The sequence below is a fragment of the Streptomyces sp. NPDC032745 genome (genome assembly GCF_055579465.1).
The window spans coordinates 1-21,897 of record NZ_JBVING010000031.1; the positions used below are offsets into that span (position 1 = coordinate 1).

Annotated in this window: 18 protein-coding genes and 3 pseudogenes; 13 read left to right on the top strand and 8 right to left on the bottom strand. The window is 72.4% G+C overall.

Translation table 11 applies throughout. The annotated features are described in order from the left end of the window. Positions 1–1,090 precede the first annotated feature (1,090 nt). From ACZ5WG_RS40410 to ACZ5WG_RS40420, 3 genes are all read left to right on the top strand, one after another. The gene (locus tag ACZ5WG_RS40410; RefSeq protein WP_468729642.1) at positions 1,091–2,305 is read left to right on the top strand and encodes an IS110 family RNA-guided transposase; all 1,215 of its coding nucleotides are present in this window, start codon (positions 1,091–1,093) and stop codon (positions 2,303–2,305) included. A 226-nt stretch (positions 2,306–2,531) separates the two neighbouring features. Continuing rightward, positions 2,532–3,200: an O-methyltransferase gene (locus tag ACZ5WG_RS40415; protein WP_468729643.1), complete on the top strand. Its 669-nt coding sequence runs from the start codon at positions 2,532–2,534 to the stop codon at positions 3,198–3,200. Positions 3,201–3,392: 192 nt separating this feature from the next. Then, positions 3,393–3,857, top strand: coding sequence for a type II toxin-antitoxin system PemK/MazF family toxin (locus ACZ5WG_RS40420; RefSeq protein ID WP_468729644.1), 465 nt, complete (start codon positions 3,393–3,395; stop codon positions 3,855–3,857). Between the two features lie 25 nt (positions 3,858–3,882). On the opposite strand, the gene ACZ5WG_RS40425 is transcribed toward ACZ5WG_RS40420, so the two are convergent. Both ACZ5WG_RS40425 and ACZ5WG_RS40430 read right to left on the bottom strand, forming a co-directional pair. Beyond that, positions 3,883–4,200 carry a hypothetical protein gene (locus ACZ5WG_RS40425; protein WP_468729645.1) on the bottom strand — a complete coding sequence of 106 codons (318 nt, stop codon included), beginning with the start codon at positions 4,198–4,200 and terminating at the stop codon, positions 3,883–3,885. A 315-nt stretch (positions 4,201–4,515) separates the two neighbouring features. Then, on the bottom strand, positions 4,516–5,358 hold the full coding sequence (locus tag ACZ5WG_RS40430) for a TIGR02452 family protein (RefSeq protein ID WP_468729646.1): 843 nt from the start codon (positions 5,356–5,358) through the stop codon (positions 4,516–4,518). A 130-nt stretch (positions 5,359–5,488) separates the two neighbouring features. Here ACZ5WG_RS40430 and egtA point away from each other — a divergent pair, with 130 nt between their 5' ends. Genes egtA through egtD form a run of 4 tightly spaced genes read left to right on the top strand, consistent with a single transcriptional unit; the run spans position 5,489 to position 10,069 of the window. Further along, entirely contained in the window at positions 5,489–6,823 is a 1,335-nt protein-coding gene (gene egtA, locus ACZ5WG_RS40435; protein ID WP_468729647.1) for an ergothioneine biosynthesis glutamate--cysteine ligase EgtA, read from the top strand. After that, positions 6,820–8,211, top strand: a complete 1,392-nt coding sequence (egtB, locus tag ACZ5WG_RS40440) for an ergothioneine biosynthesis protein EgtB (RefSeq protein ID WP_468729648.1) — start codon at positions 6,820–6,822, stop codon at positions 8,209–8,211. The genes egtA and egtB overlap by 4 nt, the downstream gene beginning before the upstream one ends. Further along, entirely contained in the window at positions 8,211–9,038 is an 828-nt protein-coding gene (egtC, locus tag ACZ5WG_RS40445; RefSeq protein ID WP_468729649.1) for an ergothioneine biosynthesis protein EgtC, read from the top strand. The genes egtB and egtC overlap by 1 nt, the downstream gene beginning before the upstream one ends. Continuing rightward, positions 9,035–10,069 (top strand): L-histidine N(alpha)-methyltransferase, encoded by a 1,035-nt coding sequence (egtD, locus tag ACZ5WG_RS40450; protein ID WP_468729650.1) that lies wholly within the window; start codon positions 9,035–9,037, stop codon positions 10,067–10,069. Before egtC ends, egtD begins: the two co-directional genes overlap by 4 nt. A 239-nt stretch (positions 10,070–10,308) precedes the next feature. On the opposite strand, the pseudogene ACZ5WG_RS40455 reads toward egtD, so the two are convergent. From ACZ5WG_RS40455 to ACZ5WG_RS40465, 3 genes and pseudogenes are all read right to left on the bottom strand, one after another. After that, positions 10,309–10,836 (bottom strand): annotated as a pseudogene (locus ACZ5WG_RS40455) (lysophospholipid acyltransferase family protein); the annotation flags it as partial. Beyond that, complete coding sequence (locus ACZ5WG_RS40460; protein ID WP_468729651.1) at positions 10,833–11,678, bottom strand: GNAT family N-acetyltransferase; 846 nt, start codon at positions 11,676–11,678, stop codon at positions 10,833–10,835. The gene ACZ5WG_RS40460 and the pseudogene ACZ5WG_RS40455, both read right to left, overlap by 4 nt. 135 nt (positions 11,679–11,813) lie before the next feature. Further along, a complete protein-coding gene (locus ACZ5WG_RS40465) occupies positions 11,814–13,079 on the bottom strand; it encodes an extracellular solute-binding protein (protein WP_468729652.1) in 1,266 nt (421 codons plus the stop codon). Positions 13,080–13,254: 175 nt separating this feature from the next. Here ACZ5WG_RS40465 and ACZ5WG_RS40470 point away from each other — a divergent pair, with 175 nt between their 5' ends. Continuing rightward, positions 13,255–13,470 carry a dodecin gene (locus ACZ5WG_RS40470; protein WP_402314079.1) on the top strand — a complete coding sequence of 72 codons (216 nt, stop codon included), beginning with the start codon at positions 13,255–13,257 and terminating at the stop codon, positions 13,468–13,470. A 344-nt stretch (positions 13,471–13,814) separates the two neighbouring features. Beyond that, a complete protein-coding gene (locus ACZ5WG_RS40475; RefSeq protein ID WP_468729653.1) occupies positions 13,815–15,863 on the top strand; it encodes a calcium-binding protein in 2,049 nt (682 codons plus the stop codon). A 132-nt stretch (positions 15,864–15,995) separates the two neighbouring features. Here the strand turns inward: ACZ5WG_RS40475 and ACZ5WG_RS40480 are convergent, their stop codons facing one another. Beyond that, a complete protein-coding gene (locus ACZ5WG_RS40480) occupies positions 15,996–16,589 on the bottom strand; it encodes an MBL fold metallo-hydrolase (RefSeq protein WP_468729654.1) in 594 nt (197 codons plus the stop codon). A 141-nt stretch (positions 16,590–16,730) separates the two neighbouring features. Between ACZ5WG_RS40480 and ACZ5WG_RS40485 the strand changes: the two genes are divergently transcribed. After that, complete coding sequence (locus ACZ5WG_RS40485) at positions 16,731–17,639, top strand: GlxA family transcriptional regulator (RefSeq protein ID WP_468729658.1); 909 nt, start codon at positions 16,731–16,733, stop codon at positions 17,637–17,639. A gap of 64 nt (positions 17,640–17,703) precedes the next feature. Here ACZ5WG_RS40485 and ACZ5WG_RS40490 read toward each other — a convergent pair whose 3' ends face one another. Both ACZ5WG_RS40490 and ACZ5WG_RS40495 read right to left on the bottom strand, forming a co-directional pair. Further along, positions 17,704–18,261 carry a pyridoxamine 5'-phosphate oxidase family protein gene (locus tag ACZ5WG_RS40490; protein WP_468729655.1) on the bottom strand — a complete coding sequence of 186 codons (558 nt, stop codon included), beginning with the start codon at positions 18,259–18,261 and terminating at the stop codon, positions 17,704–17,706. A gap of 64 nt (positions 18,262–18,325) precedes the next feature. After that, positions 18,326–18,931, bottom strand: coding sequence for a TetR/AcrR family transcriptional regulator (locus ACZ5WG_RS40495; RefSeq protein ID WP_468729656.1), 606 nt, complete (start codon positions 18,929–18,931; stop codon positions 18,326–18,328). A 157-nt stretch (positions 18,932–19,088) separates the two neighbouring features. Between ACZ5WG_RS40495 and ACZ5WG_RS40500 the strand changes: the two genes are divergently transcribed. The 3 genes and pseudogenes from ACZ5WG_RS40500 to ACZ5WG_RS40510 all read left to right on the top strand — a co-directional run. Continuing rightward, positions 19,089–20,240, top strand: coding sequence for an FAD-dependent oxidoreductase (locus ACZ5WG_RS40500; RefSeq protein WP_468729657.1), 1,152 nt, complete (start codon positions 19,089–19,091; stop codon positions 20,238–20,240). A gap of 102 nt (positions 20,241–20,342) precedes the next feature. After that, positions 20,343–20,759, top strand: a pseudogene (locus tag ACZ5WG_RS40505) (mycothiol transferase); the annotation flags it as partial. A 510-nt stretch (positions 20,760–21,269) separates the two neighbouring features. Further along, positions 21,270–21,806, top strand: a pseudogene (locus ACZ5WG_RS40510) (NAD(P)/FAD-dependent oxidoreductase); the annotation flags it as partial. Between the last annotated feature and the right edge of the window lie 91 nt (positions 21,807–21,897).

The window sequence follows — 21,897 nt, forward strand, 5'->3', positions numbered from 1 at the left end:
ACGTGCTTCTCATCTCTCGGCGTCTGGCGGCCGTCTGGGGCTGGACATAGGCCGCCGGACGCCTCCCGTGGGCCGGTTTTCTGGCGTCTGCACGCCATTGGGGGCGAAAAGCGGGCGAGAGGGAGCCTGATGCCGGACTTCTCCACCTCCCACTCCGACAAGGCGCCTTCTGACTCTCGGCTGGCGAACAGAAGGGGCAGACAACCCGCTGTCGCATGCCGGGCCGTCCCTGTGCCGGTCGTGGGCGGCCTACGTCCAGCCACAGGCGGGGCGAGGACGCCAAGCAGAGAGGAGCGCGTAGCGATTTGGGGCGTCCACGGCCCAACCGGCACCGCAGCGTCATCTCATCGCTGCCTGGTGCAGGTTGACCCCACCCTGACCCGGAAAGGGTGCCTATGGGCCCTTCAGGGAGCCGTTCCCCTCCCCGCGCACTCATTCCGACCCCTCTCGATGCCCCTGGTGGGCTGGGTGCGGATGGACAGGGGCTGCCGGTCAGGATCTCTGATGGGCCCTCATCGGAACATGAACCCCCCGGCCATCCTTCGGGGGCTTCCCGGCAGTCTGTTGGCATTCCGGGGCGGGCCGGTCGGTCAAGGGTGGAGCGCAGCGACATCGCGAAGCGACGCGACCGCAGGGAGCGCCCTTGAGGGACCGGCACGACACGGAAGGACAGTGGACTGCCGGGAAGCCCCCGGACACACACCGACGCCGGTCGGCCGGCACCCCGACCAGGGCGTCCCGGCCGACCCTCCCGACGCCGAGTCGGCAGACCCCGCCCCCCTCCCCCGACCAACCCTCCCACCCCCGAACACCCAGACCCCACCCCCCCCGTTATCTTTTTCGCGGTCCTGCAATGGGGCCGCTGGCCTCCGGGCCCGGTATGACTGTGTCCCCTCTGTCGAAGTGATGACCTGGGGGGTGGTGTCGCCGGGCCCGTGGGGCGCCGTCGGAGACGCTGATGAGAGGTCCGGCCACCGCCTGGCCTGGCGCAATGCCGGGCAGTTCGCGGGCGGCAGGTCTGCATAACGTGGATGCGCGAGCACGGTGCCACCGCCGAGGCCGGCACGGTCAACCACCCGGGAGGGGTGCGATGTTAGACACCGGCGATGTGGGCGTCTTCCTGGGTATGGACGTCGGCAAGACAGCTCACCACGGCCACGGGCTGACGCCGGCGGGCAAGAAGGTCTTCGACAAGCCGATGCCCAACAGCGAACCGAAACTGCGGGCCGTCTTCGACAAGCTGACCGCGAAGTTCGGCACGGTGCTGGTGATCGTGGACCAGCCGGCCTCGATCGGTGCTCTGCCCCTGACCGTCGCCCGGGACGCGGGCTGCCAGGTCGCCTACCTGCCCGGACTGGCCATGCGACGGATCGCCGACCTCTACCCGGGAGAGGCGAAAACCGACGCGAAGGACGCCGCGGTCATCGCGGACGCCGCCCGCACCATGCCCCACACCTTGCGTTCGCTGGAGCTGACCGACGAGATCACCGCCGAGCTCACGGTGCTGACCGGCTTCGATCAGGACCTCGCCGCAGAAGCCACCCGCACCTCCAACCGGATACGCGGCCTGCTCACCCAGCTCCACCCGTCGCTGGAGCGCGTGCTCGGCCCGCGACTGGACCACCGGGCCGTCACCTGGCTCCTCGAGCGATACGGATCCCCGGCCGCACTGCGCAAAGCCGGCCGCCGCAGACTCGTCGAACTCATCCGACCCAAGGCCCCGCGGATGGCACAGAGGCTGATCGACGAGGTCTTCGACGCTCTCGACGAGCAGACCGTCATGGTTCCCGGCACGGGCACCCTCGACATCGTGATCCCGTCCCTGGCCGCCTCGCTCGCCGCGGTCCATGACCAGCGCCGGGCACTGGAAGCCCAGATCAGCACCCTGCTGGAGGCCCACCCTCTTCACCCGGTCCTGACCTCGATGCCGGGCGTCGGCGTCAGGACCGCCGCCGTCCTGCTGGTCACCGTCGGTGACGGCACCGGCTTTCCCAGCGCCGCCCACCTCGCCTCCTACGCGGGCCTCGCCCCCACCACCAAGTCGTCGGGCACCTCGATCCACGGCGAACACGCACCCCGCGGCGGAAACCCGCAGCTCAAACGGGCCATGTTCCTCTCCGCCTTCGCCTGCATGAACGCCGACCCGGCTTCACGCACCTACTACGACCGCCAACGCGCCCGCGGCAAGACCCACACCCAGGCACTGCTGCGGCTCGCCCGCCAACGCATCAGCGTCCTGTTTGCCACGCTCCGCGACGGCACCTTCTACGAGTCCAGAACCTCCACGGTCACCCTCGCCGCATGACCACCCCAAACAGCCTCATACCCGGCACCACATCCTTGACGAAGGACATAGAGGCACCCCCCGCCCTCCCGGCCAACCCTCACGACCCCGAGCACACGAACCCCGCCCCCGCCCCGCCCGCGCCCCCACCCCCTCAACAACCCGTTGAAAGCTCCCCGATCTCGTGTAAGTTTTGTTTGGGAACTAACTCGCAGCGAGATCAAAGCGAAGGGGAGCGGGAGCACTCATGGCTCAGCATCAGCAGACGTGGACCGCCGTCGACGACTACTTCGGCGGGCTGCTCGTCGAGGAGGACGAGGCGCTGGCCGCGGCGAACGTCGACTCCGATGCCGCGGGACTGCCCGCGCACCAAGTGGCTCCGAATCAGGGGAAGCTGCTCAACCTCCTCGCCCGCATCCACGGCGCCCGCACCATCCTCGAGATCGGCACGCTCGGCGGCTACAGCACCATCTGGCTGGCCCGGGCCCTGCCCGCCGGTGGGCGGCTCGTCACGCTCGAGGTCGACGAGCACTGCGCCGACGTCGCCGCGGCGAACATCGCCCGGGCCGGGCTGGACGAGGTCGTCGACATCCGGCGCGGCCGGGCCATCGACCTGCTGCCCGAGCTCAAGGACCAGGCCCCGTTCGACCTCGTCTTCATCGACGCCGACAAGCCGTCGAACCCGGACTACCTGAAGTGGGCCCTCGAGCTCACCCGCCCCGGGAGCATCATCGTCGGCGACAACGTCGTCCGCGACGGCGCCGTCGTCGATCCGGACAGTACCGACCCGCGCGTCCAGGGCGTCCGCCGGTTCACCGAACTCATCGCCGAGCACCCGAGGTTGACCGCCACCGCCCTCCAGACCGTCGGCAGCAAGGGCTACGACGGCCTCGTCCTGGCGCTGGTCACCGACTGACCCGCACCCCTCGTACGCTCGTACGCTCGCGTCGACCAGCCCCACACACAACAAGCGGACCATTCACAGATCCGGGCAGCCGGGCAGTCATCGACCGTCGCGGGAGCTTCCTCCGGCTGGGCTGGGACCGGCCGCAGACGGACTGACCGGCGCTGCCGCGCCGAGGGGGCCCGAACCAGTAACCTCACCCGAATGACGGCACTTTCCCACCACAGCTCCGACCCCATCGAGCAGCCCGGACGCGGCGGGGCCACGGCCACCACCGAGGCCGATCCGCACGCCATCGGGCCGGTGCGCACCGAGTACGCGCCCGACAAGGACGGCGATCCAGACCCCGGCGAGATCGTCTGGACCTGGGTCCCCTTCGAGGAGAACGACGGACGCGGCAAGGACCGCCCGGTGCTGGTCGTCGCCCGGGAGGCGGGCGGGCGGACGCTGCTGGCCGTACAGCTGTCCAGCAAGCGGCACGACAACGACCGGGAGTGGGTGCCGATCGGGACCGGGCCTTGGGACAGCGCCGGGCGGGAGTCCTGGGTCGACGTGGACCGGGTGCTGCGCGTGCACGAGGCGGGTATGCGGCGCGAGGCGTGCGCCCTGGACCGGGGCCGGTTCCAGCTGGTCGTGAACCGGCTCCGCGAGCGCTACGGCTGGCGGTAGCCTGCCGGCCGGCCGGGGCCGCGGATCAGCCGCCGAGGCCGGCCAGCCCGGTCTCGGCGTAGTGCGGCCAGGTGCCGGCCTGCGCAGCGGGCAGGGCGACCCAGTCCTTGAAGGGGCGCCCCGCCCCGGAGGGGTCGAAGAGCTCGACGCCGGGCAGGGACAGGGCCTCGGCGTGTGCGGGGGTGCCCGCCCCGAGTTTCACGGCGAGGGCATCGCCGTTGAGGCAGGCGAAGACCTTCCCGTGCGCCTTGAGGGCGCGCGCGCCGAACATGGCTCCCGCGGTGACGCCGCGCGGCTCGAGGTCGGCGGCGATGTGGTCGAACAGCGCATCGGGGTCGGTCACACGACGAGTATGGCGGGCCCCAACGACATCAGCCCGGCACGACCAGCACGACCAGGCCTGACACGGGCCCGACCGGCAGGCACGGCACGACCAGCACGACCAGGCCTGACACGGGCCCGACCGGCAGGCACGGCACGACCAGCACGACCAGGCCTGACACGGGCCCGACCGGCAGGTACGGCACGGCACGGCACGACCGGCACGGCCAGGCCTGGCACGGGCCCGACCCGGCGCGACGCGGCCCGGCCCTCCCCCGCCACCCCTTCGGCCCCTTCGGCTCCCTCGGCCCCCTCCGCCCGTGAACCAGCCCCGCCCCTACCCCCCGAACCCCGCGAAGGCCCGCTCGAACGCCTCCCGGGGCCCCGGATTGCGGTCCAGGACCCCGAACACCACCCGTTCGAAGACCCCCGCGAAACGCCCCGCCAGCAGTGCCCGGAAGGCCTCCGCGACCTCCGCGGGGTCGTTCCGGAACACCCCGCACCCCCAGGCCCCCAGCACCAGCCGGGGGTACCCGTGCAGTGTCGCCGTCTCCAGGACGCGCTCCGCGCGCCGGGCCAGTGCCGCCGGGATCTCGGCGGCGCGCTCCGGTTCCTGGCGGCGGATGGTGCCCGCGTTCGGTGCCGGGGAGGTGAGGAAGCCCGCCCGGAAGGGGGTGTCCAGCAGTTCGCCCCGGTCGTCGCGGAAGACGGGCACCCCGGGCGAGTGAATCACCCGGTCGGTGTAGAAGGTGCTGCGCCCCGCGCGGTGGATCTCGTAGTACTCCGGGGCCTCCAGCAGGGTCTCGTACAGGGCCGAGGCGCGGCACAGCGCCTCCTCCTGGGCCTTGGCCCCGCGGACGTAGCCGCCCCCGGGATTGCGGGCCGAGGCGAAGTTCAGGACGGCCACCGCAGCCCCGGAGACCGGCGCCGGACCGTCCGCGGTGAGCCTACGGGCTGCGACCGTGCTGCTCTCCCCCGTGACTTCGACGGCCGTTTCACAGCGCCCGACGGGAAAACCCTCGTCTGGAATGACACGGTTTGGCCCATATATCCTGGTTCCGGCCCTGGCTTCCGCCAGGGCGGCGGCAAGGGAGACCTGCCGCCCCGACCGCGTCCGGTATCCACCGGCCGCCACGATGGTCGCGTTCTCCCGCGCGATCTCGCGCAATCTGCTGCTCACGTCACCATCATCGGCAGTGCGGTTCACCCGCGGCCAGAGATTTTCCGCGCGGTGGCCCGTTCCCACCTTTTCAGGCCGACAAGGACGGGTAGGCATGGTCAAGTCACAACACTGGACAGGAGACCCGTCCATGCCTCAGGACTCACCTGCACCGCCCACCCTGCAGACACCGGGTGCCTCAGCCGCGCTGAGCGAGACCGCCGCCGAGGATCTGATCCACGGCATCTGTTTCAAGACCGGCCCGCCCCGTACCCTCGGTGCCGAGCTCGAATGGCTCGTACTGGACGCCGAGCGGCCCGGTCAGATACTGCCGCCCGACCGGTTGACCGCCGCGCACGACGCGGCCCGCGCCCTGCGCCTGAATTCCCGGCTCAGCATCGAGCCCGGCGGCCAGCTCGAGCTCAGCTCGGCCCCCGCCCCCTCCCTCTCCGGCTGCCTGGACGGCCTGCAGGCCGATCTCACGGCCGTCCGGTCCGCCCTCAGATCCCAGGGCCTGGTCCTGCACGGGACCGGCCGCGATCCGCGTCTGCCACTGCGCCGGCTGCTGTCCAGCCCGCGCTACGACGCGATGGAGATCCACTTCGACCGCACCGGCCCGGCCGGCCGCGCCATGATGTGTTCCTCCGCCTCCGTGCAGGTCTGCGTGGACGCGGGGTACGAGGAACCGGGCCCCCTCGGGTACGGCCGGCGCTGGCGGCTGGCCCATCTGCTGGGCGCCGTGTTCGTGGCGGCCTTCGCCAACTCCCCCGCGCACGAAGGCCCGTACGCCGGCTGGCGGTGCGCCCGCCAGGGGATCTGGAGCGACATCGACGCCCGGCGCGCGCTCGCTCCGCCGCCGGACGCCGAACCGCGGGCCGGGTGGGTCCGGCACGCGCTGGACACCGAGGTGATGTGCGTACGGTCGCACGACGGCGGGCCCTGGGCCGCCCCGCGCGGGCTGACCTTCCGCGACTGGCTCCGGGCCGGCGGCGGCGCCCAGGGCCCGCACGGCACGCGCCCGGACGGTCTCCGGCCGCCCACCGCCGAGGACCTGGAGTACCACCTGACCACGCTGTTCCCGCCGGTGCGCCCGCGCGGCCACCTGGAGTTCCGGATGATCGACGCCCAGCCCGGCGACGACGGCTGGCTGGTCCCGGTGGCGGTCGTACACGCACTGTTCGACGATCCGGAGGCCGCCGAGAGCGCGTACCGGGTGGCGAAGGCGCTGTCCGACACGCACGGGCCGCGGCCCGCGCCGCGCAATCCGCTGTGGCAGTCCGCCGCCCGGCACGGCCTGGCCGATCCGGAGCTGCGCACGGCCGCGGCCGCCTGTTTCCGGGCCGCCGCCGAGGCGCTGCCACGGCTCGGCGCGAGCCGGCACGTACAGGACGTGGTCGGCGCCTTCACGGAACGCTTCGTACTGCGCGGCCGCTCCCCGGCCGACGAGGGATTCCTGCAGCTCACCGGGACGGGGGCCCGCTCATGACCGCATCGCCTTCCGCCGGTTCCGCGGACCGGACGCACACGCACCCGGCGCCCGCGGACCGTTCGCCCGCGGACCGTACGCCCGCGGACCGTACGCCCGCGGACCTGCGCGAGCGCGCCTTCGCGGCCCTCACCGCCGCCCGCGCCCGTACGGCTCTGCTCACCGACGCGGTGAGCGACCGGGACCTCACCGAACAGCATTCCCCGCTGATGTCCCCGCTGGTGTGGGACCTGGCACACATCGGGAACCAGGAGGAGCTCTGGCTGCTGCGCAACGTGGCCGGGCAGGAGTCCCTGCACCCGGAGATCGACCCGCTCTACGACGCCTTCCGGCATCCGCGCTCCGAACGGCCGAAGCTGCCCCTGCTGGGGCCGGCGGAGGCCCGGCGCTACACGGCCGAGGTGCGCGGCCGGGTCTTCGACCTGCTGGAGCGCACTGCGCTGGAGGGCTCCGCGCTGCTGGACGACGGTTTCGCCTTCGGGATGATCGCCCAGCACGAACAGCAGCACGACGAAACCATGCTGATCACCCATCAGCTGCGCCGGGGCGGGCCGGTGCTCACTGCCCCGGATCCGGATCCGCCGCAGGGTGCGGCCCCGCCCACACCGGAAGTCCTGGTCCCCGGCGGCGCGTTCACGATGGGCACGTCGGCCGAGCCGTGGTCGCTGGACAACGAGCGGCCCGCGCACGCCCGGGACGCCGGGCCGTTCTGGATCGACACGGTGCCGGTGACCAACGCCGCGTACCAGGCGTTCATCGCGGACGGCGGCTACCGGAACGAGCGCTGGTGGGCCCCCGAAGGCTGGGAGCAGATACGCCGGCACGGGATCGGGGCGCCGCTGTTCTGGCACCGGGAGGCCGGGCAGTGGCTGCGCCGCCGGTTCGGCGTGACCGAGCCGGTGCCCGCCGACGAGCCCGTGCTGCACGTCAGCTGGTACGAGGCGGACGCGTACGCGCGCTGGGCGGGGCGGCGGCTGCCCACGGAGGCGGAGTGGGAGAAGGCCGCCCGGTACGACCCGGCCACGGGCCGCTCCACCCGCTACCCCTGGGGCGACGAGGACCCGACCCCCGCGCACGCCAACCTCGGCCAGCGCCACCTGCGTCCGGCTCCGGCGGGCAGCTACCCGGCCGGGGCGTCCCCGCTCGGGGTGCGCCAGCTGATCGGCGACGTGTGGGAGTGGACCTCCTCCGATTTCCTGCCGTACCCGGGGTTCCGGGCCTTCCCGTACCGCGAGTACTCGGAGGTGTTCTTCGGCCCGGAGCACAAGGTGCTGCGCGGCGGCTCGTTCGCCGTGGATCCGGTGGCTTGCAGGGGTACCTTCCGCAACTGGGACCTGCCGGTGCGCCGGCAGATCTTCTCCGGCTTCCGGACCGCGAGGGACGTCTGATGTGCCGTCATATCGTGTTCCTGGGGCCGGAGGTGCCCTTGGCCCGGCTGCTGAGCGAGCCGGAGCACTCCCTCGTACGGCAGTCCTGGGAGCCGCGCCGGCAGCGTCACGGCACGGTCAACGCCGACGGCTTCGGCGTCGGCTGGTACGCGGAGGGCGACCCGGTCCCCGCCCGCTACCGGCGGGCCGGGCCGATCTGGGGCGACCTGAACTTCGCCGATCTGGCCCGGGTGGTACGGACGCGGGCCGCGCTGGCCGCCGTACGGGACGCCACCGTGTTCGGGGCGGACGGGGAGGCCGCGGCCGCGCCGTTCGCGTCCGGGCCGTGGCTGTTCAGCCACAACGGGGCGGTGCGCGGCTGGCCGGAGGCGGCGGCGCCGCTCGCGGCCGCCCTGCCGCCCGAGGAGCTGCTGTCCCTGGCCGCGGGCACGGATTCGGCGCTGATCTGGGCGCTGGTGCTGCACCGGCTGCAGCGGGGGGACGACCTCGGCACGGCGCTCGCCGAGCCGGTGCGGGAGGTAGCGGCGGCCTCGCCCGGCTCCCGGCTGAACCTGCTGCTCACCGATGGCACCGGCATCGCCGCGACGGCCTGGGGCGATTCGCTCTGGTACCTGGCCGACACGGTGCATCCGGCCGACGGGCCGCCTCCCGCCGGTGCGGCGCGTCCGACCGGCACGGCTCCCGCCGACGCCGCGGCGCAGCGCATCGTGGTGGCGTCCGAGCCGTACGACGACGACCCCCGCTGGTGCGAAGTACCCGACCGGACCCTGCTGACCACCCATGGCACACGGGTCGTCCTGACCCCGCTGAAGGAGACCTCTCAGTGAGCGACTTCCAGTTGACCCGCACCCTCGACGAGCACTCCGCCGAGACCGCGCTGCGCGCGGACGTCCTGCACGGACTGACGGTGTCCCCCAAGGTGCTGCCGCCCAAGTGGTTCTACGACGCCCGGGGCAGTGAGCTCTTCGAGGAGATAACCCGGTTGCCCGAGTACTATCCGACGCGCGCCGAGCGGGAGATCCTGCTGGCGCGGGCCGGGGAGATCGCCTCGGCGAGCGGGGCGCGCACGCTGGTGGAGCTGGGCTCCGGCTCCTCGGAGAAGACCCGGCACCTGATCGAGGCGATGCCCGCGCTGGACACGTACATCCCGGTGGACGTGAGCGGGAGCGCCCTGGAGGGGGCGGCCGAGACGCTGCTCGCGGAGCACCCGGGGCTGCACGTGCACGCCCTGGTGGCCGACTTCACGAAGCCGCTGCAACTGCCGCCGGCTCCCGGCCCGCGGCTGGTGGTGTTCCTCGGCGGCACGGTCGGCAATCTGCTGCCGCCGGAGCGCGCCGCGTTCCTGGCCTCCGTACGGGCGATGCTGTCACCCGGGGACGCCCTGCTGATGGGGACGGACCTGGTGAAGGACGAGGCCGTCCTGGTGGCCGCGTACGACGACGCGCAGGGGGTGACGGCCGAGTTCAACAAGAACGTCCTGGCCGTCGTCAACCGGGAGTTGGGCGCGGATTTCCACACCGACGACTTCGCGCACGTCGCGGTGTGGAATCGGGAGCAGGAGTGGATCGAGATGCGGCTGCGGGCTCGGTCGGAGCTTGTGGTGAAGGTCCGGGCGCTGGATCTGGTGGTGCCGTTCGCAGCGGGTGAGGAGATCCTGACGGAGGTCTCCGCGAAGTTCCGTCAGGAGGGCGTACGGAAGGAACTCGCCGAGGCGGGGCTGGAGTTGACGCAGTGGTGGACGGACGCCGAGGGCCGCTTCGCGCTGTCCCTGGCGGTGGCCGACGGGGCGGGCGGCTGGGCCGGCACCCCTGCGAGCAGTGAGGAGGCGGGGACGGAGCCGGAGGCGAGCGCCGCCTGAGCCGCGGCCGCGAGCTCCCGCCGGTCCGTGTGACGGCCCGGCGGGATCCGCGGCAGCAGCCGGACCTCGGCCCGCACCCCGCGGGCCCGGGCGATCCGCCACAGGGAGGCGGTCAGCGGATCGTCCCCGACGAAGGCGGGCGCCGCGGCGAGGCTCCCGTCCGGCAGCCGGTACGCGAGCCGTACGGGCTGCACGGGCACCCGGGCGTCCAGGGCGGACTGGAAGGCGGCCCGCCGGAAGGGGCCCTGGGCGCGGCCGCACCAGGTGCTGCCCTCGGGGAAGACGGTGACGCGGTCGCCGGCCAGCAGGGCGCCGGTGATGGTCTCGACGGTGGCGGGGAGGGCCCGGATCCGGTCCCGCTCGATGAACAGTGTTCCGCTCTGCCGGGAGAGCGGGCCGAGCACCGGCCAGTCGCGTATGTCGCTCTTGGCCAGCATCCGGCAGGGCAGGGCGGCGGCGACGAGCGGGATGTCCAGCCAGGAGATGTGGTTGGCGACGATCAGGCGGCCGCCGTCCGGGCCGGGACTTCCGTGCACGGTGATCCGTATGCCGAAGGCCCGGAGCAGGGCTGTCGCCCAGGCCCGCACCAGCGCGTGGCGGGGACGGGCGGGGAGCAGCCGGACCGGCGGGGCGCCCAGGATCCCGAGCAGGATCAGGGCGACGGCGGCGGTGAGCCGGAGCACCGCGCGGGCAGCGCTCGCTCTGTCCCCCTCGTGGCCGGCGCAGGCCTCGGGGGTACAGGGCGAGGTGGGCAGCCAGACGCTCATGCGACCGGGGCGAGCGAGAGGAAGTGCTTGAGGTAGCGCGGGTTGGTGCGCCGCAGGGAGAGCAGGACGTAGAGGTCGGCGCAGCCGAACTCGGCGTCGAGGGCGGGCTCGCCGCAGACCCAGGCGCCCAGGCGCAGGTAGCCGCGGAGCAGCGGGGGCAGCTCCATGCGGGCCGGGAAGGTGATGCCTTCGGGGTTCCAGGGGAGGTGGGGGGTGACCCGGTACTCCTCGGGGGCGAGGTTGCGGGTGAGGACGCTCTCGCGGGTGGCGGCGGCCAGGACCCCGCCGTCGGCGAGCGGTATCGAGCAGCAGCCGGCGAGCCAGTTGTGGCCGGAGTGGTCCATGTAACGGGCGAGGCCGGCCCAGATCAGGGCGATGACGGCGCCGTTGCGGTGGTCGGGGTGGACGCAGGAGCGGCCGACCTCGACGAGGTCGGGGCGGACCGGGGCGAGGGCGGAGAGGTCGAACTCGCTCTCGGAGTAGAGCCGGCCGGCGACGGCGGCGCGCTCCGGGGGCAGCAGCCGGTAGGTGCCGACGACCTGCTCGGTCTCCTCCTCGACGACGAGGAGGTGGTCGCAGTACGCGTCGAAGGCATCGGAGTCCAGGCCCGGCTCGGGTCCGTCGAGGCGGGCGCCGAGCTCGCCGGCGAAGACCTGATGGCGCAGCCGCTGGGCGGCGCGTACCTCGTCCTCGTTGCGGGCGAGGCGGACGGCGTAGCGGGGGGTGGCGGGGAGGGCGGCGGGTGCCGCGACGGGCGCGGCGGCGGGGGTGACGGCGGCGGGGACGGCCGCGGCGGTGACGGTGGGGGGCAGGGTGGACGGGGACAGGGGGGCGATGGTCATGGCGGCTCCTGATCCGGGCACGGAAGCCAGGCCGGCAGGTGTGGTGGCCTGGCTCCTTTACTTCTTCCGTGACCGGCTGGATTCGACATGACCGCTCAGCGGCACTTGGATGTGCGAACGCTGAACTCGGCGGGCTCAGCGGTCGGCGCCCAGGACCGTGGTGATCGTCTCCGAGGCCGCCTTGGCGGCCTGCCGGGGGTCCCGGCCGGTGAGTACGGCCGTCATGTAGGGCTTGATCGGGTTCTCGGCCTCGACCCGGGCCCAGCGGGCGGACTTCGGGGTGGCCCGGCCCTGGGCGGCTCCGGGCGCCATGCTGGCGGCGCCCTCGTTGCCGTCGACCACGTGCGCGAGGGTGGTCTTGTTCGGTACGTAGCTCATCGTGCGGGCGAGCTCGGTCTGCCAGGTCTCGCTGACCAGGGCGGTGATCACTTCGACGGCTCGGGCCCGCTGCCTCGTCCGTTCGGGGATGATCAGGTCGGAGCCGCCGGTGAAGACGGCGCCGGGCTTGTCGGAAGACTTGCCGGGGATCGGGAAGAAGCCGAGCCTGCCCTTGAGCGCCGGGTTGGCGGCCTCGATCGCGGCGGCCTGGCCGGGCGGGGCGATGATCTGGGCGACCTGACCGTGGGCGAAGACCTCGGACTGCGGGGGCGTCTCCTCGTCGGCGTCCTTGGGGCCGTCGCCGAGGGCCTGCAGCTGCTTGTAGAACTCCATGCCGGCCAGGGCCTTCTCGTCGTCGAGGGTGCCGGCCCACTGTCCGCTGGTCTCGACGGCGAGGTCGCCGCCCTCGTCCCAGATGAACCCGGAGAGGACGTACCAGTTCTGCCCGGCCAGGTAGATGCCCTGCTGGTCGCCCTTGTCGAGCTTCTGCGTGGCCTGGATCCAGTCCTGCCGGTTCTTGGGCGGGGTCTTGATCCCGGCGCTCGCGAAGAGGTCCTTGTTGTAGATCACCACGCGGTTGGCGGCGTACCAGGGGATTCCGTACTGGGCCCCGTTGATGCTTCCCGGGTCGGAGAGGCCCTTGAGCCAGTCCTTGTTGCCCCACTCGCGCAGGCCCTCGAGCGTGAGTTCGGAGAGGCCGCCGGCCTCGATGTACTGGGCGACCTGGGTGTTGCCGACCTCGATGACGTCGGCGCTCTCGCCGCTCCTGCCGGCCAGCACGGCGTTGACCTTCTCGCCGATGCCCGTCCACTCCTGGATCTTGACGTCGAGGTCGACGCCGGGGTGCTCCTTCTCGAAGGAGGCGGTGAACTTCGCGATGAAGTCCTCCGACGCGCTGCCCTTCATCAGCCAGAGCGTCACCTTCTGCGTCCCTTCGGCCGGTCCTTCCAGCTTGCTGCAGCCGGTGAGGGCGGTCGCGGCGGCGGCGAGGGCGGTGCACATGGCGAGGAGGCGCATCTTCACGAGGGGTCACCTTCTGGGGATCGATCTCAGACGGATCTCAGATGGCTCGAAATTGGCATAGACCAATGGGTGGGTCAAGGGTCTTTCGCTCGGGACTGTTCACACAAAGTTCGCGGAGACGGACTTACTGGGGCACCGTAGAACGAGGCATAAGCACCCACCGTCGGGAGACCCCATGTCCAACCACACCTACCGGGTGACCGAAATCGTCGGCACCTCCCCCGAGGGCATCGATCAGGCCATCCGCAACGGGATCACCCGGGCGGGCCAGACGCTGCGCAACCTGGACTGGTTCGAGGTCACGCAGGTACGCGGCCACATCGAGAACGGCACGGTCGCGCACTACCAGGTAGGCCTGAAGGTCGGCTTCCGCCTGGACGGCGAGGACTGAGCGCAGCGGGATCGCGGGCCCCCGGTCCAGGGCCGGGGGCCCGCGGCGACGATCCGCCGGACGCGCGGCGCTCACGCGAACGTGTGACGACCCGGCAGCCGCAGGTGCGGGACCAGCCGTTCGGAGCAGCGGGCCGCGGCGGAGCGAGCGCTTCCTGGTCGCGCTGCGAACCGGGCTGAGCGCAGCGGCACGAGACCGCGATCGCCCCAGTGCGCTCCCCCGCGGGGGTGGTTCCCGGGGCCGAGTGGGCCAAGTGCGGCACGGGTCGCGGGGGCATGGGCGGGCTGCGGTACGAAGCTGTGCGCTGCTCCCTGCACCCCGCGAGGCCGGAGGTTCGTACGCCCATGCCCCACGCACACCTGAGACCCGCGCAACGGCGGCGCCGCAGGCCGGGCCGGACGACCGGGGTGCTGGCCGCCGCGCTCGGCCTGGCGCTCGTACTCGCGCTGCCCGGCAGTGCGCTGGCCGCACCCGGCGATCCGGATCCGGCCTTCGGGCCCGACGGCCGGGTGATCACTTCCTTCCCGGGAGGGGCGGAGGGCCACGACATCGCGCGGCAGGCCGACGGCAAGCTGGTCGTGGTGGGCCTGAGCGGGGCCGGCTTCGCCCTCGCCCGGTACGGCACCAACGGCAGCCTCGACTCCGGCTTCGCCGGAGACGGCACGGTGACCAGCGACTTCGGCGGCGGCAGCCACTCGGCGAACGCGGTGGCGATCCAGCCCTCGGACGGAAAGATCGTCGTGGCGGGCACCACCGAGGTGGTTGCGGAGGAAGGCGGCGGCTGCTGCTTCTTCTCCGTGGCCCGCTACAACACCGACGGCACTCCGGACACCGGCTTCGGCGACGGCGGCCTGGTACGGGTCGACGAGTTCGGCGGGTCCGCGGACGGTGCGGACGTGGCGGTGCAGCCCGACGGCAAGATCATCGCCGCGGGCAAGGGCGGCGGCGGAGGCTTCGCGCTGGTCCGCCTCGACGCCGGCGGAAACCTGGACCCGACCCTCGGCGGCGACGGCGCGGTGGTCGCGGGCTTCACGCCCACCTCGCCCCAGGACGCCGGCGGCACCGCCCGCGGCATGGCCCTCCAGCCGGACGGCAAGATCGTCTCGGTCGGCTACGTGGGCAACACCGCCTTCGACATCGGCGTGGCCCGCTACCTGCCCAACGGCAGCCTCGACCCCACCTTCAGCGGTGACGGCATGGTGACCGCCGACTTCGGCGGCACCGAGTTCGGCAACGCCGTGGCGGTGCAGCCGGACGGCAAGGTCGTCGCCGCGGGTTCCCGCGACACCGGCGTCGCCCTCCTGCGCTACAACGCCGACGGCAGCCCCGACTCCGGCTTCGGCACCGGCGGGCGCACCTCCGTCAGCTTCCCCGGTGACGGCGGAACCGCGAACGCCATGGCGCTCCAGCAGAACGGCAAGATCGTCCTCGCCGGCCGGGCCGACGACCCGAACAGTTCCGAGGCCAACGACTTCGGCCTGGCCCGCTTCAACCCCAACGGAACGCCGGACACCGGCTTCGGCGGCGACGGCTTCGCGGTCACCGGCTTCGGCGACTTCGACGAGGCCCGCGGGGTGCTCGTACAGCCGGACGGCAACATCGTCGCGGCGGGCTACGGGGCGGGCTACGCCTTCGCCGTCGCCCGCTACCAGGGCGGCGACGGCACACCGCCGCCCCCGCCGGCGACGGCGGACCTGTCGGTGACGAAGACCGGTACGGCCACCGTGAGCATCGGCGACCGCGCCTCGTACACCGTGACGGTCTCCAATTCCGCGACCTCCACCGCCGTCGCGACCGGCGTCACGCTGACGGACACGCTCTCCGGCGCCGGCGTGAGCCTCACTTCGGCCGCTCCCTCGCAAGGCACGTGCACGACCACTGCGACCGGGGCCGACTGCGCCCTCGGCTCGCTGTCCCCGGGTGCGAGCGCGACGGTCACGGTGACGGCCGAGCCCCGGGCCACCGGTACCGTCACGAACACGGCGAACGTCAGCGCCACCCAGCAGGACCCGGTGACCACCGACAACAGGGCCACCGCGACCACTTCGGTGAACAACTCGCGCGGCTGCACGATCATCGGCACCAGCGGTGCGGACACGCTGACCGGCGGCTTCGGCAATGACGTGATCTGCGGACTCGGCGGCAACGACGTCGTCCGCGCGAGCTACGGCAACGACACCGTCCACGGCGGTTACGGCAACGACGACATCGACGGCGGCTTCGGCGACGACACCCTGAACGGCGGACCGGGCAACGACACCCTGACCGGCTACTACGGCAACGACCGCCTCACCACCACCGACGCCGTCGCGGGCAACGACACCGCGAACGGCGGAACCGGCACCGACACCTGCACCACCGACCCGGGCGACATCCGCATCAGTTGCCCCTGACCTGCCCGCCCATCCCCGGGAGCCGTCGCCGCCCTCGCGGCGACGGCTCCCGCATGCCTGACGCAGGCTGCCCCGGCTGCCGCCGCCCCTGAGCCCCCGCCGACGCGCAGCTCCGCCGGGCCCGTGCCACCTCTAGCGCGGGGTGGTGTCGTCGCCCTTGAACGGGCTGCCGTGGCCGGGCACGATCAGGTCCGCCGCGGCCAGCACCCGCAGCCGGGAGGCGCGCAGTACCTCGCGGTCCGGGGCCACCGGGTCGTCCGCCGGGCCGTTCGCGTGCCACCACAGGTCGCCGGCGAAGGCCACCACGCCGGAGTCCGTGCCGGCCAGCAGTGTGATGTCCTCGAGGCTGTGGCCCGGGGTGCGGATCAGGCGTAGCGACGGGGTGAGTTCGTAGCCCTCCGCGTCCCGGTTCGTCCACTGGTCACCCAGGTACTCCACCTTGTGGTCGTGCACCCGGGCACGGCCGAAGAGGCCCACGTTCATGGTGTTGTCCGGGTGGTGGTGGCTGAGCACCACGTCGGTGATGTCCTCGGGGCCGAGGCCCAGTTCCGCGAGCGGGGCAAGGATGTCGTCGTGGCTCGCGACCATGCCCGGGTCGAAGATCACGTGCCGTCCTGCGTCGTGTACGTAGGAGACGGTCGCGGCGACCCCGGGGCCGGTGGAACCCACGTAGCCGGTGGTCAGGACCTTGTATGCGGCGCTGCGGCCGAGCGGTGCGTCTGTCATGGCCTCAATCCTTCCGGGTGCGAAGGGAGTTCACGAGTGGCACTGCTGCCTCTCATCGCAGGATTCGTGCCAGCCGTGTGCCACACTGCGACCGTGTCGCCTTTCAAGACCGTTGCCGCGTACGTCCCTCCCGGCGTCGGGATGCTCGCCGTCGGCATCGTCACCGAGGTGTTCGGTCCCCACGGAGCGGCGCTGCCCGGTTTCGATCTCGCCCTGTGCGCCGACCGGCCCGGACCGGTGCCCACGGACTGCGGCGTACCGCTCTCCGTCGCGCACGGGCTGGACCGGCTGGCGGGCGCCGATCTGCTGATCGCCCTGCCCGGGGCCGGATTCCGTACCCCGCCCGCCCCCGCCGTACTCGAGGCGCTGAGGGCCGGGCACGAGCGCGGCGCCGTGGTCGCGGCCCACTGCGTCGGCACGTTCGCGCTCGCCGCCGCCGGACTGCTCGACGGCCGGCGGGCGACCACCCACTGGCGGTTCGCCGAACTGCTCGCCGGCCGCCACCCGGACGTCACCGTGGAACCCGACGCGCTCTACATCGACGAAGGGAGCATCGTCACGGGCGCGGGAGCCGCGGCGGGCTTCGACCTGTGCCTCCACCTGCTGAGGCGGGAGCACGGCGCCGCGCTGGCCAACGGCGTCTCCCGGGACATGGTGCTGCCCTCCCACCGCGACGGCGGCCAGGCGCAGTACCTGGCCGCGCCGGTCCCCGAGAACGGCCGGGACGAACGGCTCGCCGAGGTCCTCGGCTGGGCCCGCGAGCACCTCCACGAGCCGCTGCCCGTCACGGAACTGGCCCGCCGCGCGATGATGAGCAAACGCTCCTTCGCCCGCCGCTTCACCGCCGCGACCGGCACGACCCCGCACGCCTGGCTGCGCAGCCTGCGCCTGAGCAGGGCGGAGGAACTGCTGGAGACGACGGACCTCCCGGTCGAGGAGATCGCCCGCCGGGTCGGATACGGAAGCGCTGCGGTCCTGCGCGAACAGTTCGTCCGCCGCCGGGGAGTCCCGCCCCGCGCCTACCGCCGTGCCTTCACCCGCACGACGTAGAAACCGTCCGCGCACCACGTCCCCGGCCCGGAGGCCCGCCCGCGGCTCCGCGGGGCCCTGTTGCTCAGAACGCCCATCGCGTATGGCTGTAGACCCCGTTGTCCCGACCGAAGCCGTACGCCGTGGCCGGGGCGACCGCGAACACCACCGCGTCACCCCTCCGGAACGCATCCCCGATCCCGTGGAAGGCGCCTTCGGCCGAGGTGATGTGCGCCCCGTACTTCGCCTCGTACGCCGCGATCACCTCCTCCAGCACCGTCGGATCGGCGACCGGTTCAGCAGTGCCCTCGACGACGAGGTCGAGCCCTGCGGTGAGCGAGTTTCCCCCGGTGGTCAGCGCACAGTGCCCGTCATGGGCGAGGTTCTTCGCCTTCTGCTCCCCCGCGCCGGTCGAGAAGTACAGCACCCCGTCGTGCCAGGTGGCGATCACGGGGGTGACGTGCAGCCGGCCGTCGGGCCGCACCGTGGAGACCCAGAAGATCTCGGCGGCCTCCAACTGCCGCTGGGCCTCGTCCCATTCGGTAGCGGTGACGTCCGAGGCACCCGGGCGGGGATTGAGCGCGGAGCTGTAGCGGTCGTCGAGCTCGGCCGTGGGTTGCTTCGCAGGTCCTTGCGCTGGCATGGCGGACCTCCTTCCTCCCCCCATAACGACCAGCCGCCCGCACGGAAACCGTCGCTTCCGCGCCTCAGGCTCCGGGACCGACGCCGTTCCAGCCTCGTTCGAGGAGGTCGAACGCGCGGGCCACCCTTTCGCGTCCGTCGGCGCGTCCGCGCGCAGTGCGGGGTGCTTCCAGGACGAAGTGGGCGAGCGCCGCGCAGTGCGGATCGTCGGCGGGAGCTCCGGCCGCGTCGGCGATGGCGTGTGCGAGCGCGGTTTCGTGGCGCAGCCACATGTTCTGGGCGTAGTCGCGCAAGGCCGGGGTGCTCTCGACGAGTTCGACGAAGGCGGCGAAGTCCGCGTCGCCGTCCCGGGCGCCGACCCGGTAGCGCAGGGCGTGCTCGCGCAGGGCAGCGAGCACGGACTGGCCCCGGGGCCTGTCGCGTACGGCGGCGAGCAGCCGGGCTTCCTGGTCGGCGTCCTCGTCAAAGACGAGTGCCTCTTTCACGGGGAAGTGCTTGAAGAGGGTGGTGGTGGACACGTCTGCGGCGTCGGCGATGTCGCGGATGCCGACCTGGTCGTAGCCGCGTTCGAGGAACAGGCGCAGAGCGGCATCGGCCAGGGACTGCCGGGTGGCGGCCTTCTTGCGCTCGCGGCGCCCCGGCGGCATGTGGTTCGCGGTCTTCTCGCTCATGCCTCGGACCCTACACCTTTGGTTGAGCAGCTTCAAAAGTTGTGTTGTTGCACTTTTGAGTGGAGCGTGCTCTTCTGGAACGGCTCGGCCGCGTGGCACTGCCCGGCCGCAGCGTTCCTTCTCCTGCCTGCCGATCCTCCTGAAACGGAACACCACCATGACCAGCTCCAGCACGCCCCGCATCGCGATCATCGGTGCCGGACCCGGCGGCCTGATCTGCGCCCGGATCCTCCAACAGCACAGCATCGCCGCCACCGTCCACGAACGGGACGCCTCCCGTTCCGCCCGCGACCAGGGCGGCACCCTCGACATGCACCCCGACTCAGGCCAGGACGCCCTGCGCGAAGCCGGACTACTGGAAGACTTCCTGGCACTGGCCCGCCCCGAAGGCCAGCAGATGCGCCTGGTCGGCCGCGACGGAAGCGTCCTGTTCGACGCCGTACCGCCCGAGGCCGACGCCGAGGACGGCAACCCGGAAATCGACCGCGGTCAGCTGTGCGATCTCCTGCTGGACTCACTCGATCCCGGCACCGTGCACTGGGGCCACAAGCCCGCACACGTCGAACCCCTCACCGGAGGCACCCACCGCCTGCACTTCGCCGACGGCACCACCACCGAGGCCGACCTCGTCGTCGGAGCCGACGGCGCCTGGTCGCAAGTCCGCCGCCTGCTCTCCGGCGCAACGCCGGTCTACACCGGCGTCACCTTCGTCGAAACCGGCCTCGACGACGCCGACACCCGCCACCCCGCGCTCGCGTCCCTCACCGGCGCCGGCACCATGATGGCTCTCGACGACAACCGGGGCCTTGTCGCCCAGCGCAACAGCCACCAGCACATCCGCATCTACATCGGCATGCGCACCGAGGAGAACTGGTACCGGAAGGCCGGCCTCGACCTGGCCGACGAAGGCGCCGTCCGCGAAGCGCTGCTCGAGGAGTTCACCGGCTGGAGCCGCGACCTGCTCGGCTTCATCACCGACACGGACAGCGGGTACGTCAACAGGCCTCTGTACGCCCTGCCCGTCCCGCACACCTGGCAACACACCCCCGGCCTCACCCTCCTCGGCGACGCCGCCCATCTCATGTCGCCGTTCTCCGGGATGGGCGCCAACCTCGCCATGCTCGACGGCGCCGACCTCGCACGCGCCCTCATCGACAACAGCGTCATCGACGACGCCGTCCGCGCCTACGAGAACCTTCTGCTGCCCCGGTCCGGGGAAGCCGCCGAAGGCGCCGCCGAGGGAATCGACAGCGCCTTCGCGCCCGACAGTGCCGCTCAGGTCCTCGCCCACATGTCCCGAAACCACTGACGGCGAACTCAGAACCGGCAGCCTCGGCGTGGCCTCGCCCTACGTTTGATTCCCATCTCGGAGCAGGAAGTCGGTAGCGGACCCGGACCATCGCAGACGATCATGCAAGGCATGAGTGACCAACCCGCGCGATGGACCCAGGCAACCGTCTACCCCGACATGTGGGCCGACCCGGACGACGACCTCCGCAACAACGAGGACAGTCCGGAGGGCGAGCTTGCGACGCTGTTGGACTTCCTGACGAACTACCGCATAACCCTGCGGATGAAATGCGAGGGTCTGGATGCGGAGCAGCTGGCCCGCCGGTCGATTCCGCCCTCGACGATGTCGCTGCTCGGCCTGCTCCGGCACCTCGCCGAGGTGGAACGGGACTGGCGCAACTGGATCAGCGACGGTGACCCGCTGCCGAAGCTGTACGGCGCGAAGGACGCGGACTTCCACGGCGCGGTCGCCGAGCAGGCCGTGGTCGACGCCGCGTACGTCGACCTGGAGCGCGAGCAGGCCGCGACCGACGCCGCGCCAGTCGACCAGGGCGGGGTCCGTGACGTCGAAGTCCTCGGCGTCCTCCATCCCCGTCGCGGCGAGGAAGACGGCGATGTCGCTGATCCGGTACGCCGTGCCCAGGCTCTGACCGCCCCACCGCACCCGGCGCCACCCGCGGTGGTCCGGTGGATGGACGACCAGGCGGGGAGCGGGGACCGGCACCCCGTGTCGCTGGTCGCCTCCGGGGCAGCCGCTCGTCATGCCGCCCTCGCCCAGCCTTGGGCGCTCGCCGCGCGGCGGAGCTCGACCGGGCCGCCCGCCGTTCGGACCGGGCACGACCAGTACGGATGGGCGCAGATCGCGCGCGAGAGCGCGATCAGCCGGCGGCGGAGCGTGGTCGTGCCGGCCGCTGCGGGCCGCCGGGCCAGTTCCCGGTAGGTACGGAGCCACTCGGCCTGGAGTCCGACCAGGTCGTCGGGGAAGGGGGTGCACTGCATCCACCAATTCAAGCACGTGTTCGATTTACGGTGCGAGCGGTGAGCCGGGATCCGCCTGCACCAGGTGGTGGGCGGGTCCCACGACGCGGTCGTCGACTACCGAGACGTGCTGGCCGGGAGCATCGGTCTCGTGGTCGACACCGTGACGCGGATCGACGCGGCCGGGCGCGGCCTCACGCTCGCGAGCGGCGCCGCCGTCGGCTACGACTACCTGATCTACGCGGTGGGCAGCGGCAGCGCCGACCCGCACGTGCCGGGAGCGGCCGAGTTCGCCCGTCCCATTGCCGACCTCGAGGAGGCGCAGCGGCTGCGGCGGATCGTCGACGCCGCTCCCGCCACGGCTCCGGTGACCGTTGTCGGCGCCGGTCCGACCGGCATCGAGACCGCCGCCGAGCTGGCGGAGGCGGGCCGGACCGTGACCCTGGTCTGCGGCGACGCGCTCGGCCCGTACCTGCACCCGCGGGGTCGGCGCTCGGTCGCCGAGCGGCTGGCCGAACTCGGTGTGACCGTGCTCGAGGGCCCCGGCGCGAAGGCGACGGCGGTGACCCGCGATGCCGTGCAGCTCGGTGACGGCCGCGAGCTCCCTAGGGAGTGTCGTCAAAGTAGCGTCGGCCGCCCGGAAGGGCGGGGCTGGCGGGGTCTGGTGCGTGCGATCGCAAGGCGGAGGAGGGAAGCGA

Excerpts from the sequence above, each read along its gene's own strand:
- ACZ5WG_RS40410 (WP_468729642.1), top strand. The coding sequence starts at position 1,091 with ATGTTAGACACCGGCGATGTGGGCGTCTTCCTGGGTATGGACGTCGGC.
- ACZ5WG_RS40415 (WP_468729643.1), top strand. The coding sequence starts at position 2,532 with ATGGCTCAGCATCAGCAGACGTGGACCGCCGTCGACGACTACTTCGGC.
- ACZ5WG_RS40420 (WP_468729644.1), top strand. The coding sequence starts at position 3,393 with ATGACGGCACTTTCCCACCACAGCTCCGACCCCATCGAGCAGCCCGGA.
- egtA (WP_468729647.1), top strand. The coding sequence starts at position 5,489 with ATGCCTCAGGACTCACCTGCACCGCCCACCCTGCAGACACCGGGTGCC.
- egtB (WP_468729648.1), top strand. The coding sequence starts at position 6,820 with ATGACCGCATCGCCTTCCGCCGGTTCCGCGGACCGGACGCACACGCAC.
- egtC (WP_468729649.1), top strand. The coding sequence starts at position 8,211 with ATGTGCCGTCATATCGTGTTCCTGGGGCCGGAGGTGCCCTTGGCCCGG.
- ACZ5WG_RS40460 (WP_468729651.1), bottom strand. The coding sequence starts at position 11,678 with ATGACCATCGCCCCCCTGTCCCCGTCCACCCTGCCCCCCACCGTCACC.
- ACZ5WG_RS40470 (WP_402314079.1), top strand. The coding sequence starts at position 13,255 with ATGTCCAACCACACCTACCGGGTGACCGAAATCGTCGGCACCTCCCCC.
- ACZ5WG_RS40475 (WP_468729653.1), top strand. The coding sequence starts at position 13,815 with ATGCCCCACGCACACCTGAGACCCGCGCAACGGCGGCGCCGCAGGCCG.
- ACZ5WG_RS40480 (WP_468729654.1), bottom strand. The coding sequence starts at position 16,589 with ATGACAGACGCACCGCTCGGCCGCAGCGCCGCATACAAGGTCCTGACC.
- ACZ5WG_RS40485 (WP_468729658.1), top strand. The coding sequence starts at position 16,731 with ATGCTCGCCGTCGGCATCGTCACCGAGGTGTTCGGTCCCCACGGAGCG.
- ACZ5WG_RS40490 (WP_468729655.1), bottom strand. The coding sequence starts at position 18,261 with ATGCCAGCGCAAGGACCTGCGAAGCAACCCACGGCCGAGCTCGACGAC.
- ACZ5WG_RS40495 (WP_468729656.1), bottom strand. The coding sequence starts at position 18,931 with ATGAGCGAGAAGACCGCGAACCACATGCCGCCGGGGCGCCGCGAGCGC.
- ACZ5WG_RS40500 (WP_468729657.1), top strand. The coding sequence starts at position 19,089 with ATGACCAGCTCCAGCACGCCCCGCATCGCGATCATCGGTGCCGGACCC.